Source organism: Amycolatopsis thermoflava N1165, assembly GCF_000473265.1.
Lineage (GTDB): Bacteria > Actinomycetota > Actinomycetes > Mycobacteriales > Pseudonocardiaceae > Amycolatopsis_E > Amycolatopsis_E thermoflava.
Map to the genome: position 1 here is coordinate 5,089,050 of NZ_KI421511.1, position 16,721 is coordinate 5,105,770.

General features: G+C 72.5%; 13 protein-coding genes. 1 reads left to right on the plus strand and 12 read right to left on the minus strand.

Annotated features, from left to right (window positions below):
• Nucleotides 1-321 precede the first annotated feature (321 nt).
• From xylB to glmS, 8 genes are all read right to left on the minus strand, one after another.
• On the minus strand, nucleotides 322-1,734 hold the full coding sequence (gene xylB / locus AMYTH_RS0125040) for a xylulokinase (protein WP_027932597.1): 1,413 nt from the start codon (nucleotides 1,732-1,734) through the stop codon (nucleotides 322-324).
• Complete coding sequence (locus tag AMYTH_RS0125045; RefSeq protein ID WP_027932598.1) at nucleotides 1,731-2,522, minus strand: DeoR/GlpR family DNA-binding transcription regulator; 792 nt, start codon at nucleotides 2,520-2,522, stop codon at nucleotides 1,731-1,733. The genes xylB and AMYTH_RS0125045 overlap by 4 nt, the downstream gene beginning before the upstream one ends.
• Nucleotides 2,515-3,534, minus strand: a complete 1,020-nt coding sequence (locus tag AMYTH_RS0125050) for an NAD(P)-dependent alcohol dehydrogenase (RefSeq protein WP_027932599.1) — start codon at nucleotides 3,532-3,534, stop codon at nucleotides 2,515-2,517. Before AMYTH_RS0125050 ends, AMYTH_RS0125045 begins: the two co-directional genes overlap by 8 nt.
• Before the next feature lies 1 nt (nucleotide 3,535).
• Nucleotides 3,536-4,381: a carbohydrate ABC transporter permease gene (locus AMYTH_RS0125055; protein WP_027932600.1), complete on the minus strand. Its 846-nt coding sequence runs from the start codon at nucleotides 4,379-4,381 to the stop codon at nucleotides 3,536-3,538.
• Entirely contained in the window at nucleotides 4,378-5,298 is a 921-nt protein-coding gene (locus tag AMYTH_RS0125060; protein WP_228684948.1) for a carbohydrate ABC transporter permease, read from the minus strand. The genes AMYTH_RS0125055 and AMYTH_RS0125060 overlap by 4 nt, the downstream gene beginning before the upstream one ends.
• On the minus strand, nucleotides 5,295-6,755 hold the full coding sequence (locus AMYTH_RS0125065; RefSeq protein WP_027932602.1) for an extracellular solute-binding protein: 1,461 nt from the start codon (nucleotides 6,753-6,755) through the stop codon (nucleotides 5,295-5,297). The genes AMYTH_RS0125060 and AMYTH_RS0125065 overlap by 4 nt, the downstream gene beginning before the upstream one ends.
• A 289-nt stretch (nucleotides 6,756-7,044) precedes the next feature.
• A complete protein-coding gene (locus AMYTH_RS0125070) occupies nucleotides 7,045-8,484 on the minus strand; it encodes an NAD(P)H-hydrate dehydratase (RefSeq protein WP_027932603.1) in 1,440 nt (479 codons plus the stop codon).
• Between the two features lie 10 nt (nucleotides 8,485-8,494).
• The gene (glmS, locus tag AMYTH_RS0125075; protein WP_027932604.1) at nucleotides 8,495-10,357 is read right to left on the minus strand and encodes a glutamine--fructose-6-phosphate transaminase (isomerizing); all 1,863 of its coding nucleotides are present in this window, start codon (nucleotides 10,355-10,357) and stop codon (nucleotides 8,495-8,497) included.
• A 121-nt stretch (nucleotides 10,358-10,478) separates the two neighbouring features.
• On the opposite strand from glmS, the gene AMYTH_RS0125080 reads away from it, so the two are divergent.
• Entirely contained in the window at nucleotides 10,479-11,291 is an 813-nt protein-coding gene (locus AMYTH_RS0125080) for a dienelactone hydrolase family protein (protein ID WP_027932605.1), read from the plus strand.
• A 750-nt stretch (nucleotides 11,292-12,041) separates the two neighbouring features.
• Here the strand turns inward: AMYTH_RS0125080 and AMYTH_RS0125085 are convergent.
• The 4 genes from AMYTH_RS0125085 to glmM are packed head-to-tail and all read right to left on the minus strand — an operon-like array spanning nucleotide 12,042 to nucleotide 16,663.
• Complete coding sequence (locus AMYTH_RS0125085) at nucleotides 12,042-12,413, minus strand: hypothetical protein (protein WP_027932606.1); 372 nt, start codon at nucleotides 12,411-12,413, stop codon at nucleotides 12,042-12,044.
• On the minus strand, nucleotides 12,410-14,953 hold the full coding sequence (locus AMYTH_RS0125090) for a hypothetical protein (RefSeq protein WP_027932607.1): 2,544 nt from the start codon (nucleotides 14,951-14,953) through the stop codon (nucleotides 12,410-12,412). The genes AMYTH_RS0125085 and AMYTH_RS0125090 overlap by 4 nt, the downstream gene beginning before the upstream one ends.
• Nucleotides 14,953-15,291, minus strand: a complete 339-nt coding sequence (locus tag AMYTH_RS0125095; RefSeq protein ID WP_228684950.1) for a hypothetical protein — start codon at nucleotides 15,289-15,291, stop codon at nucleotides 14,953-14,955. The genes AMYTH_RS0125090 and AMYTH_RS0125095 overlap by 1 nt, the downstream gene beginning before the upstream one ends.
• Nucleotides 15,292-15,328: 37 nt before the next feature.
• Nucleotides 15,329-16,663, minus strand: a complete 1,335-nt coding sequence (glmM, locus tag AMYTH_RS0125100) for a phosphoglucosamine mutase (RefSeq protein WP_027932609.1) — start codon at nucleotides 16,661-16,663, stop codon at nucleotides 15,329-15,331.
• Nucleotides 16,664-16,721: the final 58 nt, after the last annotated feature.

The window sequence follows — 16,721 nt, forward strand, 5'->3', positions numbered from 1 at the left end:
TTCCCACGTCCGGGCCGCCGGGCGCCCTGCGGGCGGTGTCGACCTCCCCCACCCCCTCACCTCGAGTGTGTATTGGTCGCCGGGCAGGGGCGTCAAGGCGGGAAAGAGTACCTTGACACCCCTGGTCGGCGACCAAAAGCAGGCTGCGGATCGGGGGCGGGGGAGGTCTGGGGCGTTGGTCGGAGGCCTGCGTTGCCGGGTGCGGATGGGTGCCCCGCCGGGAAGGCGGCGCAGTTGAGGCCTGCGTTGCCGGATGGCGGCCGGGTGCCAGTCGCGGTCCGGCTCGCGGGTGGGAGCCGGATCGCGCCGCCCGTCCCTACCTCACGCTCCCTGCAGCGGCACGTCGTGCACCAGCTGCCGCACCGCCAGGTGCCTGCCGCGGATCTCGTCCCCGACCTCGGGCGACCGCGGCTGCTCCAACGTCACCTGCGCCTTGGCCTCCCACACCGGCGGCTCGGCACCTCCCGCCAGCGCCCACGCCGCCTGGCGCGCGGCCCCCAGCGCGACGTGCTCCGCCGGCTCCGGCACCACCACCGGCACCCCGAACACGATCGGCGCGATGGCCCGCACCGCCTCGGACTGGGCCGCCCCGCCGATCAGGAGCACCCGCCGGGCGGCCAGGCCCTGCGCCGCCACCGCGTCGAGACCCGCCGACAGGCCGCACAGCATCCCTTCGACCGCGGCGCGCGCCAGGTTTTCCGGCGTCATGTTGCCCCGGCGCAAGCCGTGCAGCGAACCGGCCGCCGTGGGCAGGTTCGGGGTGCGCTCGCCGTCCAGGTACGGCAGCAGCGTCAGGCCCTCGGCGCCCGGCTGGGCCGCCAGCGCCAGCCGGTCGAACCCGGCCAGGTCGGTGCCCAGCATCGCGGCCGTCGCGGTCAGGACGCGCGCCGCGTTGAGCGTGCAGGCCAGCGGCAGGAACCGGCCGGTCGCGTCGGCGAAACCGGCGACCAGTCCGGTGGCGTCCGCGGACGCCGTCTCGCACACGCCGAACACCGTGCCGCTCGTGCCCAGCGACACCACGACGTCGCCCTCGCCGAGGCCGAGCGCCAGCGCCGCGGCCATGTTGTCGCCCGTGCCCGCCGACACGAGCACCCCGTCCGGTGTCCGCCCGGCCGCCTCCGCCGGGCCCAGCACCCGCGGCAGCTCCGGGTCCCGGCCGCCGAACGCGTGCTTGAGGATGTCCCGCCGGTACACGCCCTCCGCCGGCGAGAAGTAGCCCGTGCCGGACGCGTCGCCGCGGTCGGTCACCGCCTCGCCGCCGGTCAGGCGCCAGGTCAGCCAGTCGTGCGGCAGCACCACGCGCGCCACCCGGTCGGCCAGCTCCGGCTCGTTCTCCGCGAGCCACCGCAGCTTCGTCACGGTGAAGCTGGCGACCGGCACCGAGCCGACCGCCTCCGTCCACGCCGCCGGGCCGCCCAGCTCCCGCACCAGGTCCTCGGCCGCCTGCCCGGAGCGCGTGTCGTTCCACAGCAACGCCGGCCGCACGACCTCGCCGTCCTCGTCGAGGGTCACCATGCCGTGCTGCTGACCGCCGACGCCGAGCGCCTGGACGCCGTCCAGCAACCCGTCGCCGGCCTCGGTGAACGCCCGCCACCACTCGCGCGGGTCCACCTCGGTCGCGTCCGGGTGCGCGGCGCGGCCGGTGCGTACCACCGCGCCGGTCTCCGCGTCGCAGACGACGATCTTGGTCGACTGGGTGGACGAGTCGACCCCGGCCACGAGCTTGTCCGTCATGATCCCTCCGGAACTTCGGCCACCAGCACTTCCACGCCGAGCGCCCGCATCGCGGCGATCTCGTCGGCGGGCGTCATGTCGTCGGTGATCACGACGTCGTAGGCGCCGACGTCACCGTAGTCGTAGGTCGCCGTGCGGCCGAACTTCGAATGGTCGACCACCAGCACGTTCCGGTTCGACGCGGCCAGCGCGGCCGTCTTGAGGTCGGCGTAGTCGCGCACCGGGTGGTACAGCCGTCCGCCGGCGACCGCGGTCGCGGAGACGAATCCGACGTCGGCGCGCATCCGGCCGAGGGCGGCGACGGTGTCCGGGCCGCTGCACGAGTCGAACTCGGTGTAGCGGCCGCCGAGCAGCAGCACCTCGACGCCCTCGGCCTCGCCGAGGATGCGGGCCTCCTCCAGCGAGTTGGTGATCACCACCAGCCGCCCCAGCTCCGGGAACCGGCGGACCAGCGGGAACAACGTCGTCGAGTCGTCGACGAACACCGTCTGCCCGGCCGCCACCTGCTCGAACGCCAGCGCGGACAACGCTTCCTTCAGCGGCAGGTTGAGGTTCTCCCGGAAGCGCTTCGCCGTCTCCATGGTCAGCGCCGGGTACGCCGCTACCTTGCCGCGCAGCTTGCGCAGCAACCGCCGCTCCGCGAGGTCGTCGAGGTCGCGGTGCATCGTCATCAGGCTGACCCCGAACTGCTCGGTCAGCTGGTCGATGCGCACCTCACCGCAGTCGATCACGTGCCGCAGGACCTCCTGGCGGCGCTGCTCGACCTCGGCGTCGGACGGTCTAGGCACGCACCACCGCCTTGATGACCGAGTCGTCCTTCCCGGCGATGGTGAGGGCCTGCTCGACCTCGTCCAGGCCGAACCGGTGGGTGACCAGGCGGTCCAGGTCGACCTCGCCGCCCGCGGCCAGCGCGATCGCCGTCGGCCAGGTGTTCGCGTACCGGAAGGTGCCGGTGACCTCCAGCTCGAAGTTCTGCACGTGCGCCAGCGGCAGCGGGATCTCGTCGCCGCCCATGCCGATCAGCACGACCCGGCCGGCGCGGGCGACCGTGCGGATCGCCTGCCCGGCGGCGGCGGGCACGCCCGAGCATTCGAGCAGCACGTCCGGCTCGAACCCGGCGTCGGCCAGGCTTTCCCGCGACACGTCGATCGTCGCGGTCGCGCCCAGCTCCTCCGCCACCTGGAGGCGGCGCGGGTTGACGTCGGTGACGACCACCTCGCTCGCGCCGAACGCCCGCGCGGTCTGCGTCGCGACCAGCCCGATCGGCCCGGCGCCGGTGATCAGCACGCGGCTGCCCGGCGCGACGCGCGACTTGCGGCTCGCCCACACGCCCACCGACAGCGGTTCGAGCAGGCCGGCCGCGTCGTCGCTGAGCGCGTCCGGCACCGGGTGCGCGAAGTCCTCGCGCAGCACCACGTACTCGCAGAACGCGCCGTCGATCGGCGGCGTGCCGAAGAACCGCATGCGCGGGCACAGGTTGTAGCGGCCCGCCTTGCACTCGCCGCACACCGAGCACGGCACGCCCGGTTCGAGGGCCACGCGCGCGCCGATCTCGTGCCGCCGCGCGTCCTTGCCCCTGGCGACGACCATGCCGCTGGGCTCGTGGCCGAGGACCAGCGGCTGCTCGACGACGAAGTCGCCGATGCGGCCGTGCTCGTAGTAGTGCACGTCGGAACCGCAGGTGCCGACGGAGGCGACCCGGATCAGCACCTCGTCCGGCGCAGGCTCCGGCACGGGACGCTCCTCGACGCGGATGTCGTGGATCCCGTACAGCACGGCGACCTTCATCGTCGCGGGCACTTCACTCACCTGTCACGGCTCCCAGCGTCAGGCCGGTGACCAGCCACCGGCGCACGGCGAGACCGGCCACGATCATCGGCAACACCACAATAGTGCCGATGGCCGTGAGCTGGCCCCAGTCGATTCCCGTCTGCGTCACGAGCTGGTCGGCGGCGATCGGCAGGGTCTGCGAGTGCGGACCGCTGAACACCAGCGCGAACGCGTAGTCGTTCCAGGAGAACACCAGGCACAGCACGAAGGTGGTCACCAGGCCCGACTTGGTCAGCGGCAGCACGACGTGCCAGAACGCCTGCCACCGCGTGCAGCCCGCGACCAGCGCCGACTCCTCCACCGACGGCGGCACCTCGGCGAAGAACGCGCTCATCAGCCAGATCGCGAACGGCAGGTTGAAGGTCAGGTACGCCAGGATCAGCCCGGGGATGCTGTCGATCAGGTTCGCGCCGCGGAACAGCAGGAACAGCGGCAGCACCACGACGGCGATCGGCGCCATCCGGGTCGAGATGATCCAGAACGCGACGTGCTTCTTGGCCCGCATCCGGGTGCCGGCGAGCCCGTAGCCCGCCAGCGCGCCGATCGCCACGGCGAGCACCGAGGAGATCCCGGACGCGAGCACGCTGTGCCAGATGTAGGGGCCGAGGTTGTTGGCCCCGGTGAACAGGCTGCGGTAGTTCTCCAGCGTGGGCTGGAACAGGAACTCCGGCTCCGCGGCTGTGACGTCCACATCGGTCTTGAACGAGGACGCCACCATCCACACCAGCGGCACCAGTGTCCACAGCAGACCCACGATCACCACGGCGCGGACGCCCAGCCGGGCGCGCAGCGGCGTGCGGTCGATGGCGCTCGTCATCGGGTCAGCCCCTTCCTGTCCAGTACCCGGACGAACGCCCGCGCGATGAGGATCGTCACGACGAGCATGACGAGCCCGATCACCGCGGCGTAGCCGAGGTCGAAGAAGCGGAAAGCCGTTTCGTACAGCCGGATCGGCACCGTCTTGGTCGCGTCGGCGGGGCCGCCGTTGGTGGTGACGCTGATGATGTCGAAGTAGCGGATCGCGTCCATCGAGCGGATCAGCAGCGCCACCAGCAGCACCCCGGAGATCGAGGGCAGCAGGACGTGCCGGAAGCTCTGCCAGCCGTTCGCACCGTCCAGCGCCGCGGCCTCGCGGATGCTCTGCGGCACCGCGGTCAGGCCGGCGAGCACGACCAGCGTGATCAGCGGCGTCCACTCCCAGACGTCCATCGCGACCACCGCCAGGAACGCCGACGTGCCGCCGCCGAGGATGTCGCCGTGGTAGCCGACCAGGCCGAGCAGCCACGTGTAGAGGCCGAACGTGGAGTCAGTGAGGAACCGGCCGAGCAGGCCGACGATCACCGGCGCGACGAACATCGGCAGCAGGAACAGCGTCAGCAGCAGGTTGCGGGCGCGTACCAGCTTCCACAGGCACAGCGCGAATCCCAGGCCCAGCACCATTTCCAGGCCGACGGTCAGCACGAAGAAGGCGATGGTGCGCAGCCACTGCACCCACAGGTCGAGGTCGCCGAACAGCCGCGCCCAGTAGGTCAGGCCGACGTTGTCGAACACGACTCCGCCGAGCAGGTGCACGCGCGAGAAGCTCGTCGCGATGATCGTGACCAGCGGGATGACCGACAGCAGCGCGAGCAGGACCATGCCCGGCGTCATCATGAGGCCGTGGAAGCCGAACCGCTTGCGTGCCTTGGCGTTCCGGACGGGCGCCTCGGCGGGCGCGTCGAGTGTCGTGGTCATGCCGCCCACCCCCGTGCCGTGATCCGGTCGATCTTCGTGGCCGCGCCGCGCATGGTGTCCGCGGGCGAGGAATCCCCGGCGAGCATTTTGGACAGTTGCGTGTAGACGGCGGTGTCGCACTCGTTCCACATCGGGATCTTCGGCCGCAGACCGATGTTCTCCGGCTGCCACGCGGTGGCCACGGCGGGCGCGGCGAGGATGTTCGGCATCGCGGAGGGCCGGTGCTCGGCGGCGCGAACCTCGGGCAGGTCGTAGACGGACTGCCGGGTCGGGGTGCCGCCGCCCGCCTCGCTCTTGAGGTTGGCCAGCTGCGTCTGCGTCGAGGTCGCCCAGAGCACGAACAGCCAGGCGGCCATGCGCTCGTTGGGCTGGGTGTTGCCGTTGATGCCGATGCCGCAGCCACCGTAGTGGTTGGCGGAGCGGACCGGACCGCGCGGCAGCGGGGCGTAACCGAAGCGGCCGGGCATGGCCTTCTCGTTGGCCGCCGCGTACTCGTGCCAGTTGACGCACATCGCGATGCGGCCCGAGCTGAGCGCCGGGGCCAGGCCGTTCCAGTCCCAGGTCTTCGACGACGGGTCGGCGATCGACAGGAGCCGCTGGTAGAACTCGGCGGCGGCGATGGCCTGGTCGCTGCCGAGGCGGCACGGGCCGGGGTCGGTGGTGCCGTAGAGGCCGACCTCGGTGCCGTTGTCGAAGTAGTCGCCGCCGTAGGACCACAGCACGTTGGAGAAGTCGCACATCAGCGAGTCGTGTTGTTTGGCCTGGTGGCCGGTGCCGTAGGCGACCTCGTCGGCGTTGTCGTTGAACCACCGCGCGATCCGCAGGTACTCGTCCCAGGTGCGGTCGAGGCCAGGGGTCGGGTCGAAGCCGAGGTCGTCGGCCATGCGGGCGCCGTACTTGTCGAACAGGTCGGCGCGGTACTGCCAGATCATCGTCGGGCAGTCGTAGGGGACGGCGAAGATCTTGTCCCGGTCGCCGAACCGGCCGGCCGCGTCGAGCTGGGTCGGGATGAAGTCGTCCCAGCCGGTGAACTCGGGCAGGCCGGGCTGCGCGGCGAGTTCACGCAGGTCGACCAGGCCCTTCGAGTAGGGCGCGAGCACCTGGTAGGGGTCGGCGTAGATCACGTGGTACTGCGACTCGCCGCCGGCCAGGTCGAGCGCGACCTTCTGGACCAGGGCGGACAGCTCCAGCGTGACGATGTTGACGTTGATGCCGGTCAGGTCGGTGAACGGCTTGAGGTTCGCCGCGATCGCCGCGGTGGGGGCGGTGTTCTCGGAGATCAGGTTGATCGTGGCGCCTGCGAACTGGCGCCAGCGGTCGTCGGTGACGATCCGCGGCGCGTCCTGGCGGACGCCGCAGGCGCCGAGCAGGCCGCCGGTGGCGAGGGCCGCGCCGCCCGCCAGTGCCCCCCTGAGCACCGACCGCCGCGCGACGCCCCTTGGGGGCGCTCCCGTCATTGGGTTCCTCCGTAGTTGGTGGGGACGCCCACTTATTTACCAGAGGATCTCGCGGTTGTTAACACATAACTCGATAACTTGATGGGCAAGTTCTCCTACGAGAACTCACGGTGATCGTTCGTGTTCAAAGAGCGCTGGCGCGCACGGTCCGCATCCGGGAGCGCGGCGAGGGTCCCGGCGGCCGACCACACCACGAGCCCGCCCTCGCGAGCAGCGAGCCGATCAACCCGGACAGCACCCCTCCGCCCGGAGCCGCGCCGATCGCTCCCTCACGAGCACGCGCTCCGCGTCAGAGCACGCCGGCGCGCACCCTCCGCACCGCATCCGGAATCGCGGCCAGAATCCCCGACGCCGACACCGGCACCCCACGCGCCGCCAACTCCCCCGCCAGCGAGTGCACATACGCCGCACACCCAGCAGCCAGCCACGGCTCCAACCCACCCGCCAGCAACGAACCGATCAACCCCGACAACACATCCCCGGAACCAGCCGTCGCCAACCAAGAACCACGCGCCACATTCACCAGCACCCGGCCGTCCGGGGCGGCGACGATCGTGACGTTGCCCTTCAGCAGCACCACGGCGTTGTACTTCGCCGCGGCCTCCCGCACCGAGGCCACCCGGTCCTCGCCCGGCGGGCGGCCCATCAGCCGTTCGAACTCGCCCGCGTGCGGGGTCAGCACCAGCGGCGTGCCCGGGTCGCGCGCGTCCAGGACGTCCGGGCGGTGCGCCATCAACGTGGTCGCGTCGGCGTCCGCGCACACCGGCACCCCGGCGCCGAGCACGTGGGCCAGCACCTCGCGCCCCTCGCGGCCGGTCCCGATCCCCGGCCCGACCACCCACGCCTGCACGCGGCCCGCGTCGGTCACCGAACCGGTCGCCACGACCTCCGGCCACCGCGACCGCACGACGTCGGCCGCCGGCCCGGCATAGCGCACCATGCCGGACGTCGCCAGCACCGCCGAGCCGGTCGCGAGCACCGCGGCGCCCGGGTAGGTCGCCGATCCGGCCGCGACGCCCGTCACGCCCTGGCTGTACTTGTTGTCCTCCGGCCCCGGCACCGGCCACGCGCGCCCGACGTCGGCCGCGTCCAGCTGCCACAGGTCCGGATCGTCCAGTTCGAGGCCGATGTCGACCAGCTCGACCCGCCCGCAACGCGACGGGTTGAGCACGTGCACCGGCTTCCGCGCGCCGAACGTGACCGTCCGCGTGGCCGTGACCGCGTCGCCCGGCACCACCCCGGTGTCCGGCTCGACACCGCTGGGCAGGTCGACCGCCAGCACCGGCGCGCGGACGTGCTCGACCAGCGCGGCCGCGTCCGGGCGCAGGCCGCCGTGCGCGGACAGGCCGACGATCCCGTCGACCACCAGGTCCGCGACCTGGAGCACGGCCGGACCGTCCTCGGCGGTGACCACCCGGCCCTTCGCCCGGCGCAACGCGGCAAGACCGGCGGCGTGCGCCTTCTCGGGCTTGAGCAGGATCGCGGTGACGCTCACGTTGCGGCGGCGCAGGAACGCACCGGCCCACAACGCGTCACCGCCGTTGTTGCCCGCGCCGACGAGCAGCGCGACACGGCGCCCGGACACCCGCCCAGTGTGCTCGGCCAGCATCTCGGCCGCGTGCACGGCGACCGCGAACGCGGCCTTGTGCATCAACGCGCCTTCCGGCGTGACGGCCAGCAGCCGGTCTTCGGCCGCGCGGATCCGGTCTGTCTTCCAGATGCCTTGCACGCGGCCTTGTCTACTCGACAGTGACCGACTTCGCCAGGTTGCGCGGCTTGTCCACGTCGTATCCACGCGAGCGGGCGATCTCGGCCGAGAGCACCTGCAGCGGCACGGTCGAGACCAGCGGCTGCAGCAGCGTCGGCACCGCCGGGACCTCGATCAGCTCGTCGGCGAACGGGCGCACCGTGTCGTCGCCCTCCTCGGCGATGACGATCGTGCGCGCGCCGCGGGCCTGGATCTCGCTGATGTTCGACACCAGCTTGGCGTGCAGCACCGCGCGGCCCTTCGGCGACGGCATCACGACAACGACCGGCAGGCCCTCCTCGATCAGCGCGATCGGGCCGTGCTTCAGCTCACCGGCGGCGAACGCCTCGGCGTGCATGTACGCCAACTCCTTGAGCTTGAGCGCGCCCTCCAGGGCGACCGGGTAGCCGACGTGCCTGCCCAGGAACAGCACCGCCTTCGAGTCGGCGATGTCCCGGCTCAGCTCGCGAACCTGGTCCACAGTGGACAGCACCTTCTGCACGGCGGCGGGCATGGCCTCCAGCTCGGCGAACTCGCGCGCCACCTCGTCCGGGTACTTGGTGCCGCGGGCCTGCGCCAGCGCGAGGCCGACGAGGTAGTTCGCCGCGATCTGCGACAGGAACGTCTTCGTCGCCGCGACCCCGACCTCCGGCCCGGCGTGCGTGTAGAGCACGGCGTCGGACTCGCGCGGGATCTGCGCGCCGTTGGTGTTGCAGACGGCCAGCACGCGCGCCTTCTGGTCGCGGGCGTGGCGGATCGCTTCGAGCGTGTCGGCGGTCTCCCCGGACTGCGACACGGCGACGACCAGGGTGTCCCGGTCCAGCACCGGGTCGCGGTAGCGGAACTCGCTGGCCAGCTCGACCTCGACCGGCAGGCGGCACCAGTGCTCGATCGCGTACTTGGCGACCAGGCCGGAGTGGTAGGCCGAGCCGCAGGCCACCACGAACACCTTGTCGACCTCACGCAGGTCCTGGTCGGACAGGCGCTGCTCGTCGAGGATGATGCGGCCGCGGTCGAAGTGCCCGCGCAGCGTGTTCGCCAGCGCCTCCGGCTGCTCCTCGATCTCCTTGAGCATGAAGTACTCGTGGCCGCCCTTCTCGGCGGCCGAGAGGTCCCAGTTGACCGTGAACGGCTTGCCCTGCGCGGGCTCGCCGGCGAAGTCGGAGATGTCGTAGCCGTCGCGGCTGATGACCACGACCTGGTCCTGGCCCAGCTCGACGGCCTCGCGGGTGTGCTCGATGAAGGCCGACACGTCAGAGGCGACGAAATGCTCGCCCTCGCCGACGCCGACGACCAGCGGCGACGACCGCCGCGCGGCGACGATCATGTCCGGCTGGTCGGCGTGGGTGACGACCAGGGTGAACGCGCCCTCGAGGCGGCGGCACACGGCCCGGACGCTGGCGGGCAGGTCACCGGCGGTGGGGCCGTCGGCGTAGGCGCGGGCCACCAGGTGGGCCGCGGTCTCGGTGTCGGTGTCGCTGGTCATCTCGACACCGTCGGCCTCCAGCTCGGCCCGCAGGGCGGCGAAGTTCTCGATGATGCCGTTGTGCACGACCGCGACGCGCTGCGAGGCGTCCCGGTGCGGGTGCGAGTTGCGGTCGATGGGCGCGCCGTGGGTCGCCCAGCGGGTGTGGCCCATGCCCGCGGTGCCCGCGAACCGGTCGAGGCCGTGTTCGGAGAGCGCGCCCTCCAGGTTGGCCAGGCGACCCGCCTTGCGTTCGACGGTCAGCGCGCCGGCGCCGTCCAGCACGGCCACCCCGGCCGAGTCATACCCGCGGTACTCCATCCGGCGCAGCCCGCCGAGCACGACGTCCAGCGCCTGCCGGTGACCGACATATCCCACGATTCCGCACACACCACCAGCCTAACGAGGGATACGGGTTGCGCTCCCCCGGCTCATCTCCACCTCGGCGAAACCGCGCTTCCGAAGGATGTTGCGCGGCCGTGCCGGGGCGGGCTGCCCTAAGCTCTCGACCATGGTCAGCAAGCCCAAGGAGCTGCTCGAAGAGCTGTCGCACGCGGGACCGCACGACGTGCTGCGGGGCAACCTCGCGCTCGCCGGATTGCCCGGTGTGGTGTTCACCCCACGAAGCGGCCTCGGGCTGCCGGCGGTGGCGTTCGGGCACGGTTGGTTGCAGCCGCCAGGGCGGTACCGCGGGCTGCTGGCGCATCTGGCGAGCTGGGGCGTCGTGGCCGCCGCGCCCGCGACGCAGCTGGGTCCGCTGCCGTCGCACCGCCTGCTGGCCGCGGACCTGCGCACGACGCTCGACGTGGTGACCGGGGTGCGGCTCGGTCCGGACGCGATCAGCGTCGACCGGGACCGGCTGGGCCTGGCGGGCCACTCGACCGGCGGCGGATCGGCGGTGCTCGCCGCGGCCTCGGGCGGGGTGCGCGGGGTGGCGACGTTCGCCGCGGCGCAGACATTGCCGTCGGCGAGCGCGGCCGCGGTGCGGGTGACGGCGCCGGGGCTGCACCTGGCCGCGGACGGCGACCTGGTCGCCCCGGCGGGCGGCAACGCCGAGTCGATAGCCAAGGCCTGGGGCGGGCCGGTCCAGTACCGGAAGGTCGACAAGTCGACCCACCTGGCGTTGACCGAGGGCAGCCACTGGAGCCAGCGCCTGCTGCACGGGAAGCCGAACCACCGGACACAGGTGCTGGTGCGGGCCCTGTTCACGGCGTTCTTCCTGACGCATCTGACGGGGACGGACAAGTACCGCCCGCTGCTGGAGACGGACGTGAAGCGCGCCGGGATCGACTTCTCGCGGGATGCTTTGCCGGTGGCTGCGTAGCTGGCCGGTGGGCGCTGGCTCGGCACGGCTACGTCGACATCCAGCGCGGGGACACGCGGCGCGGGGCCAGCCGCAGCAGCCACTTGCCGTTGCGATGGCCGGGGCACCGACGGGCAGTTCCGTCGCCGGCCGGCGCACCGGCGCTCAGTTGCCTTGCACCCAGCGCCAGCCTGGGCGGCACTGCGTGTGCCTACCTTGCACCCAACGCCGGCCTGCACAGCACCGAGTGCCGTCGCGCCGCAGCGCCAGCCTGGGCGGCACCGAGTGTGCCTACCTTGCACCCAACGCCAGCCTGCACAGCACTGAGTGCCGTCGCGCCGCAGCGCCAGCCTGGGCGGCACCGAGTGTGCCGACCTTGCACCCAACGCCAGCCTGCACAGCACTGAGTGCCGTCGCGCCGCAGCGCCAGCCTGGGCGGCACCGAGTGTGCCGACCTTGCACCCAACGCCAGCCTGGGCGGCGCTGGGTGCCGTCGCGCCGCCGTTGAGGCTTCGTGGTCGCTCGGGCGCCACAGCTTGCCGCCGAAATCTCATGGCCCGCGGTGCGGTCTCCGCATTGTCTGCCCTGGCAGGGCCCAGCACCCTCGCCGACCACCAGCGCCGCGGCCGGTGTCCTTACCGGCCGAGCCCGAGCACGCTCGTCAGGTGCAGGAGTCCGGTCGCGCTTCGAGCTCAGCCACCGCGCCCGGCCAGCGCCACCCTCAGCCAAAGCCGCCCACCAGCCGCGGCCGTTCGTCCACGGGTTCGGGGGTCAGCCCAGCCAGTCCTTGGTCGAGTAGTCGTCCTCGGGTTCGTCGGGGCGGGCGTGGCGGCCCCGGCGCGTCTGGGGTTCCGGTGGAGGCGCGTGACGGTTGGTCGGTTCGGTCGCCATCTCGGGGTCCTCGAAGTCCATGCCCAGTGAGGCGTTGGGGTCGGACTTCTCGGGCAGCTCCCAGCCGGCGGCGGTCCTCGTGCGGGCGGCCTGCTCGGCGAGGCGCTGCACGGTGGCGGCGGCCTCCCGCGTGAGGTCGCCGGCGCGGGCCTGGCTCTCCGCGAGACTCGCCGCGACACGGCGGCCGATCAGGTCCTGACGGGCGACGCGCTCGGCGGCGATCGCGTCGAGCTTCGTCTGGAACTCGCTCACCTGCGGGTTTCCTCCTCGTCCAGGGAGCCGCTGATGCGGCCACCCGAGCCGGGGCTGTCGAAGATGTCCCCGTCGACGCGGTAGGCGCGGGACGACCGCTCCGGATCGTCGCCGCCCTGGTTCCCGCCGGCGGGTGGCAGACCGCCGAGCATGCTCATCCCGCTCGGATCGACAGCCGCCCCGACGGGATCGAGCCCCGGCGCGGTGCCGAGGGTCGCCCCGGTCGCCGCGGGTGCCGAGGAGTGACCGAGCGAGCCGGGATCGCCGAGGGAGCCGCTCACCGCGCCCTGCCCGGCCAGCCCATCGGACACCCCACCCAGCGCGGCCGCCGGGGTGGTGTGCTCCTGACCGCCGAGCGACGGGTCGCCGGTAGCGCCCGGACCGGCAGCGTCGGCGAGGTTCGGACCAGCACCAGCGGCGCCGGACATCGTCGGTTGGGTGCCATCGGGCGCGCCGTCGGCACCCGCGCCTTGAGCCTGATCGGGGAGGGGCCCGGAGGCAGCAACCGGCTGGGCGAGGTCATCGAATGCGCCAGCCACCGACCGCTGGACGGTATCGGCGAGGGGGATGGAATCTGCGGCGACAGCCGGCTGGTTGAGGCCGCCGAGTGCACCAGTCGCGCCGAGGCGCTGGGCCGGGTCGGTGGAGAGGCCGGGGGCGGCACCGGGAGCGGCGGGCCGAGCGGCCGACTCCTCACCCAGAGGGTCGGTCGCGGAGGCACCAGAAGCGAACCCAGCCCCGGAAGCGGCGGACCGACCGGCCGACTCCTCACCCAGGGGATACGTCGCGGGGGCACCAGAAGCGAACCCAGCCCCGGAAGCGGCGGGCCGGGCGGCCGACTCCTCACCGAGGGTGTAGGTCGTGGGGGTGCCGGTGCCGTCGTCGATCGTGACCACCGTGGGGCCGGTCTCGCCGGAGGGGCGTTCGGCTGTGATGTGCAGTGGGCCGTCGTCGATGTGGATTTTGCCGTCCGCGGCTGGGGTGTACGCGGGGGTCGCCGGGTCGGGGGTGCCCCACGTGAGCTGGTAGTCCTTCGGCGGGCCGTCACCGTTGTCGATCTTGATGGCCATCCGGCCGGTCTGGTCCGGCTCGGACATCTCGAGCTTGCTGTCGCCCCGCTGGACCGTCAGCGTGTCCTGCTCGTCCGGCACCGGCGCGGCGGCCGGCACGACGGGCGCGACCGCCGGGGGCACGACCGGCGCGGCGGGCGGTGGCGTCGCGCCCGCGCCACCCGCCGAACCAGCGCCACCCGCCAAACCAGCGCCCCCCGCCGAGCCGGCACCACCCGCCGAGCCCGCGCCACCTGCGAAACCCCCGCCGGAACCGCTCGCCCCACCAGCACCGGAGCTACGAGACGCGACCGGCGCGGCCTCGCCGACCCCGGCGAACGGGTTGTCCGGCACCTGCTGCAACTCGGTGTTCAACGCCGACCACTGGGCCGCCACCGCAACGCGCGTGTTCTCGCACATCGCCTGGAACTCGCCGACGAAACCGGCGAACCAGCCGCAGAACTCCGCCAGCCAGCTCTTCGCCCACGACTGCACCGCGTCCAGCAGCTCGTCCGGCATCCCGAACGACGAGCCCACAACCAACTGCCCCGCCAACGGCGAATGCTGCCCCACCAGGAACGGGATGAAGTGCTTGAAGTCGTCCGCGCTGGCGTTGCGCCCCAGCTCGGCGATCCGCGCGAGCCGGTCGGTGTCCTGCGCCGTCAGGCCCTGCTGCTGCGGCCAGGTCTGGAACGCGTACTGCAGCACCCACGAAGCCTTGTCCCGGCAGGACCCGGCGACGGCGGCGATCGTCCGGGTCACTACGTCCGCCGCGTGCTCCAGCGACTGCTCGACCGTCCTGACCCCGTCCCCGAACTTCGTCCAGGACGCCGCCGCCGCGCTCTTCCCGTCGCCCTCCCAGGAGCCGAACAACGCCTGCATCGCCGAGTTCTGCGACGGCGCGGCATCCGCGACCGACTCCCGCACCTGCACGATCTCGGTCACCCCGGCGGCGAACTTGTCGAACGGGATGTCACGCTGCTCGTCGTACCGGTCGATCAGCTCCTGCAGGCGGAAGTCCGGCAGCCCGGGCGCCGCCACCGCGCGCGCCCTGCTGTAGACGGGCAGCCAGGTGCGGAAGCTGTCCAGCCCCGCCGCGCCGGCGTCCAGGATCTCGTTCGAGTTCGCCGCCCCCGGGCTGGTGTCGGACCCCTTCAGCGAGTCGAGGCGCGCCTTCCCGTCGCCGACCGCCCGCGCTTGCGCCTCGCGCGCGGCCTGCATGTTCGCGTCGTGCCTGCCCTGCGCCGCGGAGTACGCGTCGTAGGCGAAGGCGCCGTCCGTCAGGTCCCGGTCGGTGAACCCGAACCGGTCCTGATAGGACTCCAGCAGCTGTTTCTTCTCGTTCTCGTTCCGGAAGCCGTAGACGACCGGGTCGACGTCACCGATCGCGTCGAAGTAGCGGACGAGCAGGGTCCGCTTGGTCTCGTCGTCGATCCCCGGGTCGTCGACGAGCTGCCGGACCTCCTCGATCGTGGGCAGCCGCTCCGCCATCAGCTCGCCGCCGTCCGCACGTCGCCCTGGGTCCGGTCGTCCGCCGCCGTGTAGGACCCGCTCGCGCGGCCCAGTTTGTCCGCGAACTCACCGGAGGCCCGCACGTAGCTGTCCACACAAGCCACCAGCCGCTGCACGCCCGCCTGGTACCCGGCGAAGGATTCGTGGTGCTTGCGGCCGAAGTCCTCGGCCGTGATCCGCACGTCCTTGAGGTTGGGCAGCGTGTACCGCAGCTGCGTCCCCGGCTCGTCCCGCACCGTGCCGGCGGCGGCGCTGAGCTGCTGCGGATCGACCTCGTACCCGGCCACGACCACTCCCCCTCGCTCCGTGTCGTGCACAGAATGTACCTACCGGGTACGACAATCCGCAGTCGGTTCAGGAGACGGACGAAACGACTCCGGCGAGGCGGTCCGCGGCGGCCTGGGCGGTCTCCTGCGCCGGCGCCTCGACCATCACCCGCACCAGCTGCTCGGTGCCGGACGGGCGCAGCAGGACGCGGCCCTCGTCGCCCAGCTCGGCCTCCACGGCCTCGACCGCTTCGCGCACGACGTCGGACTTCGCGACCGTCGCCTTGTCCGAGACCCGTACGTTGACCAGCACCTGGGGCAGCTTGCGCATCACCCCGGCCAGCTCGGCCAGCGGCTTGCCGGTCGACGCGACGCGGCTCATCACCCGCAGCGCGGTGAGCAGGCCGTCGCCGGTGGTGGCGAGCGCCGGGAACACCACGTGGCCGGACTGCTCGCCGCCCAGCGCGTACCCGCCCGCGCGCAACTCCTCCAGCACGTACCGGTCGCCGACGGCCGTCGTGCGCAGGTTGACCTGGTGGTCGCGCATCGCCAGGTGCAGGCCGAGGTTGCTCATCACGGTCGCGACGAGGGTGTCGTGGGTCAGCTCCCCGGCCTCGGCCATCGCGAGCGCCAGGATCGCCATGATCTGGTCGCCGTCCACCAGTTCACCGGAGGCGTCCACGGCGAGGCAGCGGTCGGCGTCGCCGTCGTGGGCGATGCCCAGGTCGGCGCCGTGCTCGACCACCATCGCCTGGAGCTTCTCCGGGTGGGTCGAGCCGCAGCCCTCGTTGATGTTGATGCCGTCCGGCTCCGCGTGGATGGCGATGACCTCGGCGCCTGCCTTGCGGTAGACCTCGGGCGCGGCGAACGAGGCCGCGCCGTTGGCGCAGTCGACGACGATCCGCAGGCCGGTCAGCGGGTGCGGGGTGACCGCGAGCAGGTGGTTCGTGTAGCGCTCGAGGGCGTCGTCGACGTCGCTGACCCGGCCGATCTCCGCGCCGGTGGGGCGGGGGCCGTCACCGGTCAGGCCCGCCTCGATCTCGTCCTCGATGCCGTCCGGGAGCTTGTGCCCGCCGGAGGCGAAGAGCTTGATGCCGTTGTCCGGCATGGGGTTGTGGGACGCGGAGATCATCACGCCGAGGTCGGCTTCGAGCGCGCCGACCAGGTGGGCGACCGCGGGAGTCGGCTGGACGCCCACACGCAGGACGTCCGCGCCCGCCGACGCGAGGCCGGCCACGACGGCGGCCTCCAGCATCTCGCCGCTGGCCCGGGGGTCACGCCCGACGACCGCGACCGGACGGTGCGAGCGGTCGTGCGCGGCGAGCACGCGGGCCGCGCTGGCCGCCACGGACAGCGCCAGCTCCGGGGTCAGCTCCCCGTTGGCGAGGCCTCGTACCCCGTCGGTGCCGAAAAGGCGAGCCATCTCATCCTCTCCTCGAGCCGTGCAACCCCGACAACCTAGCGTCCCCCGGTTCGACGGT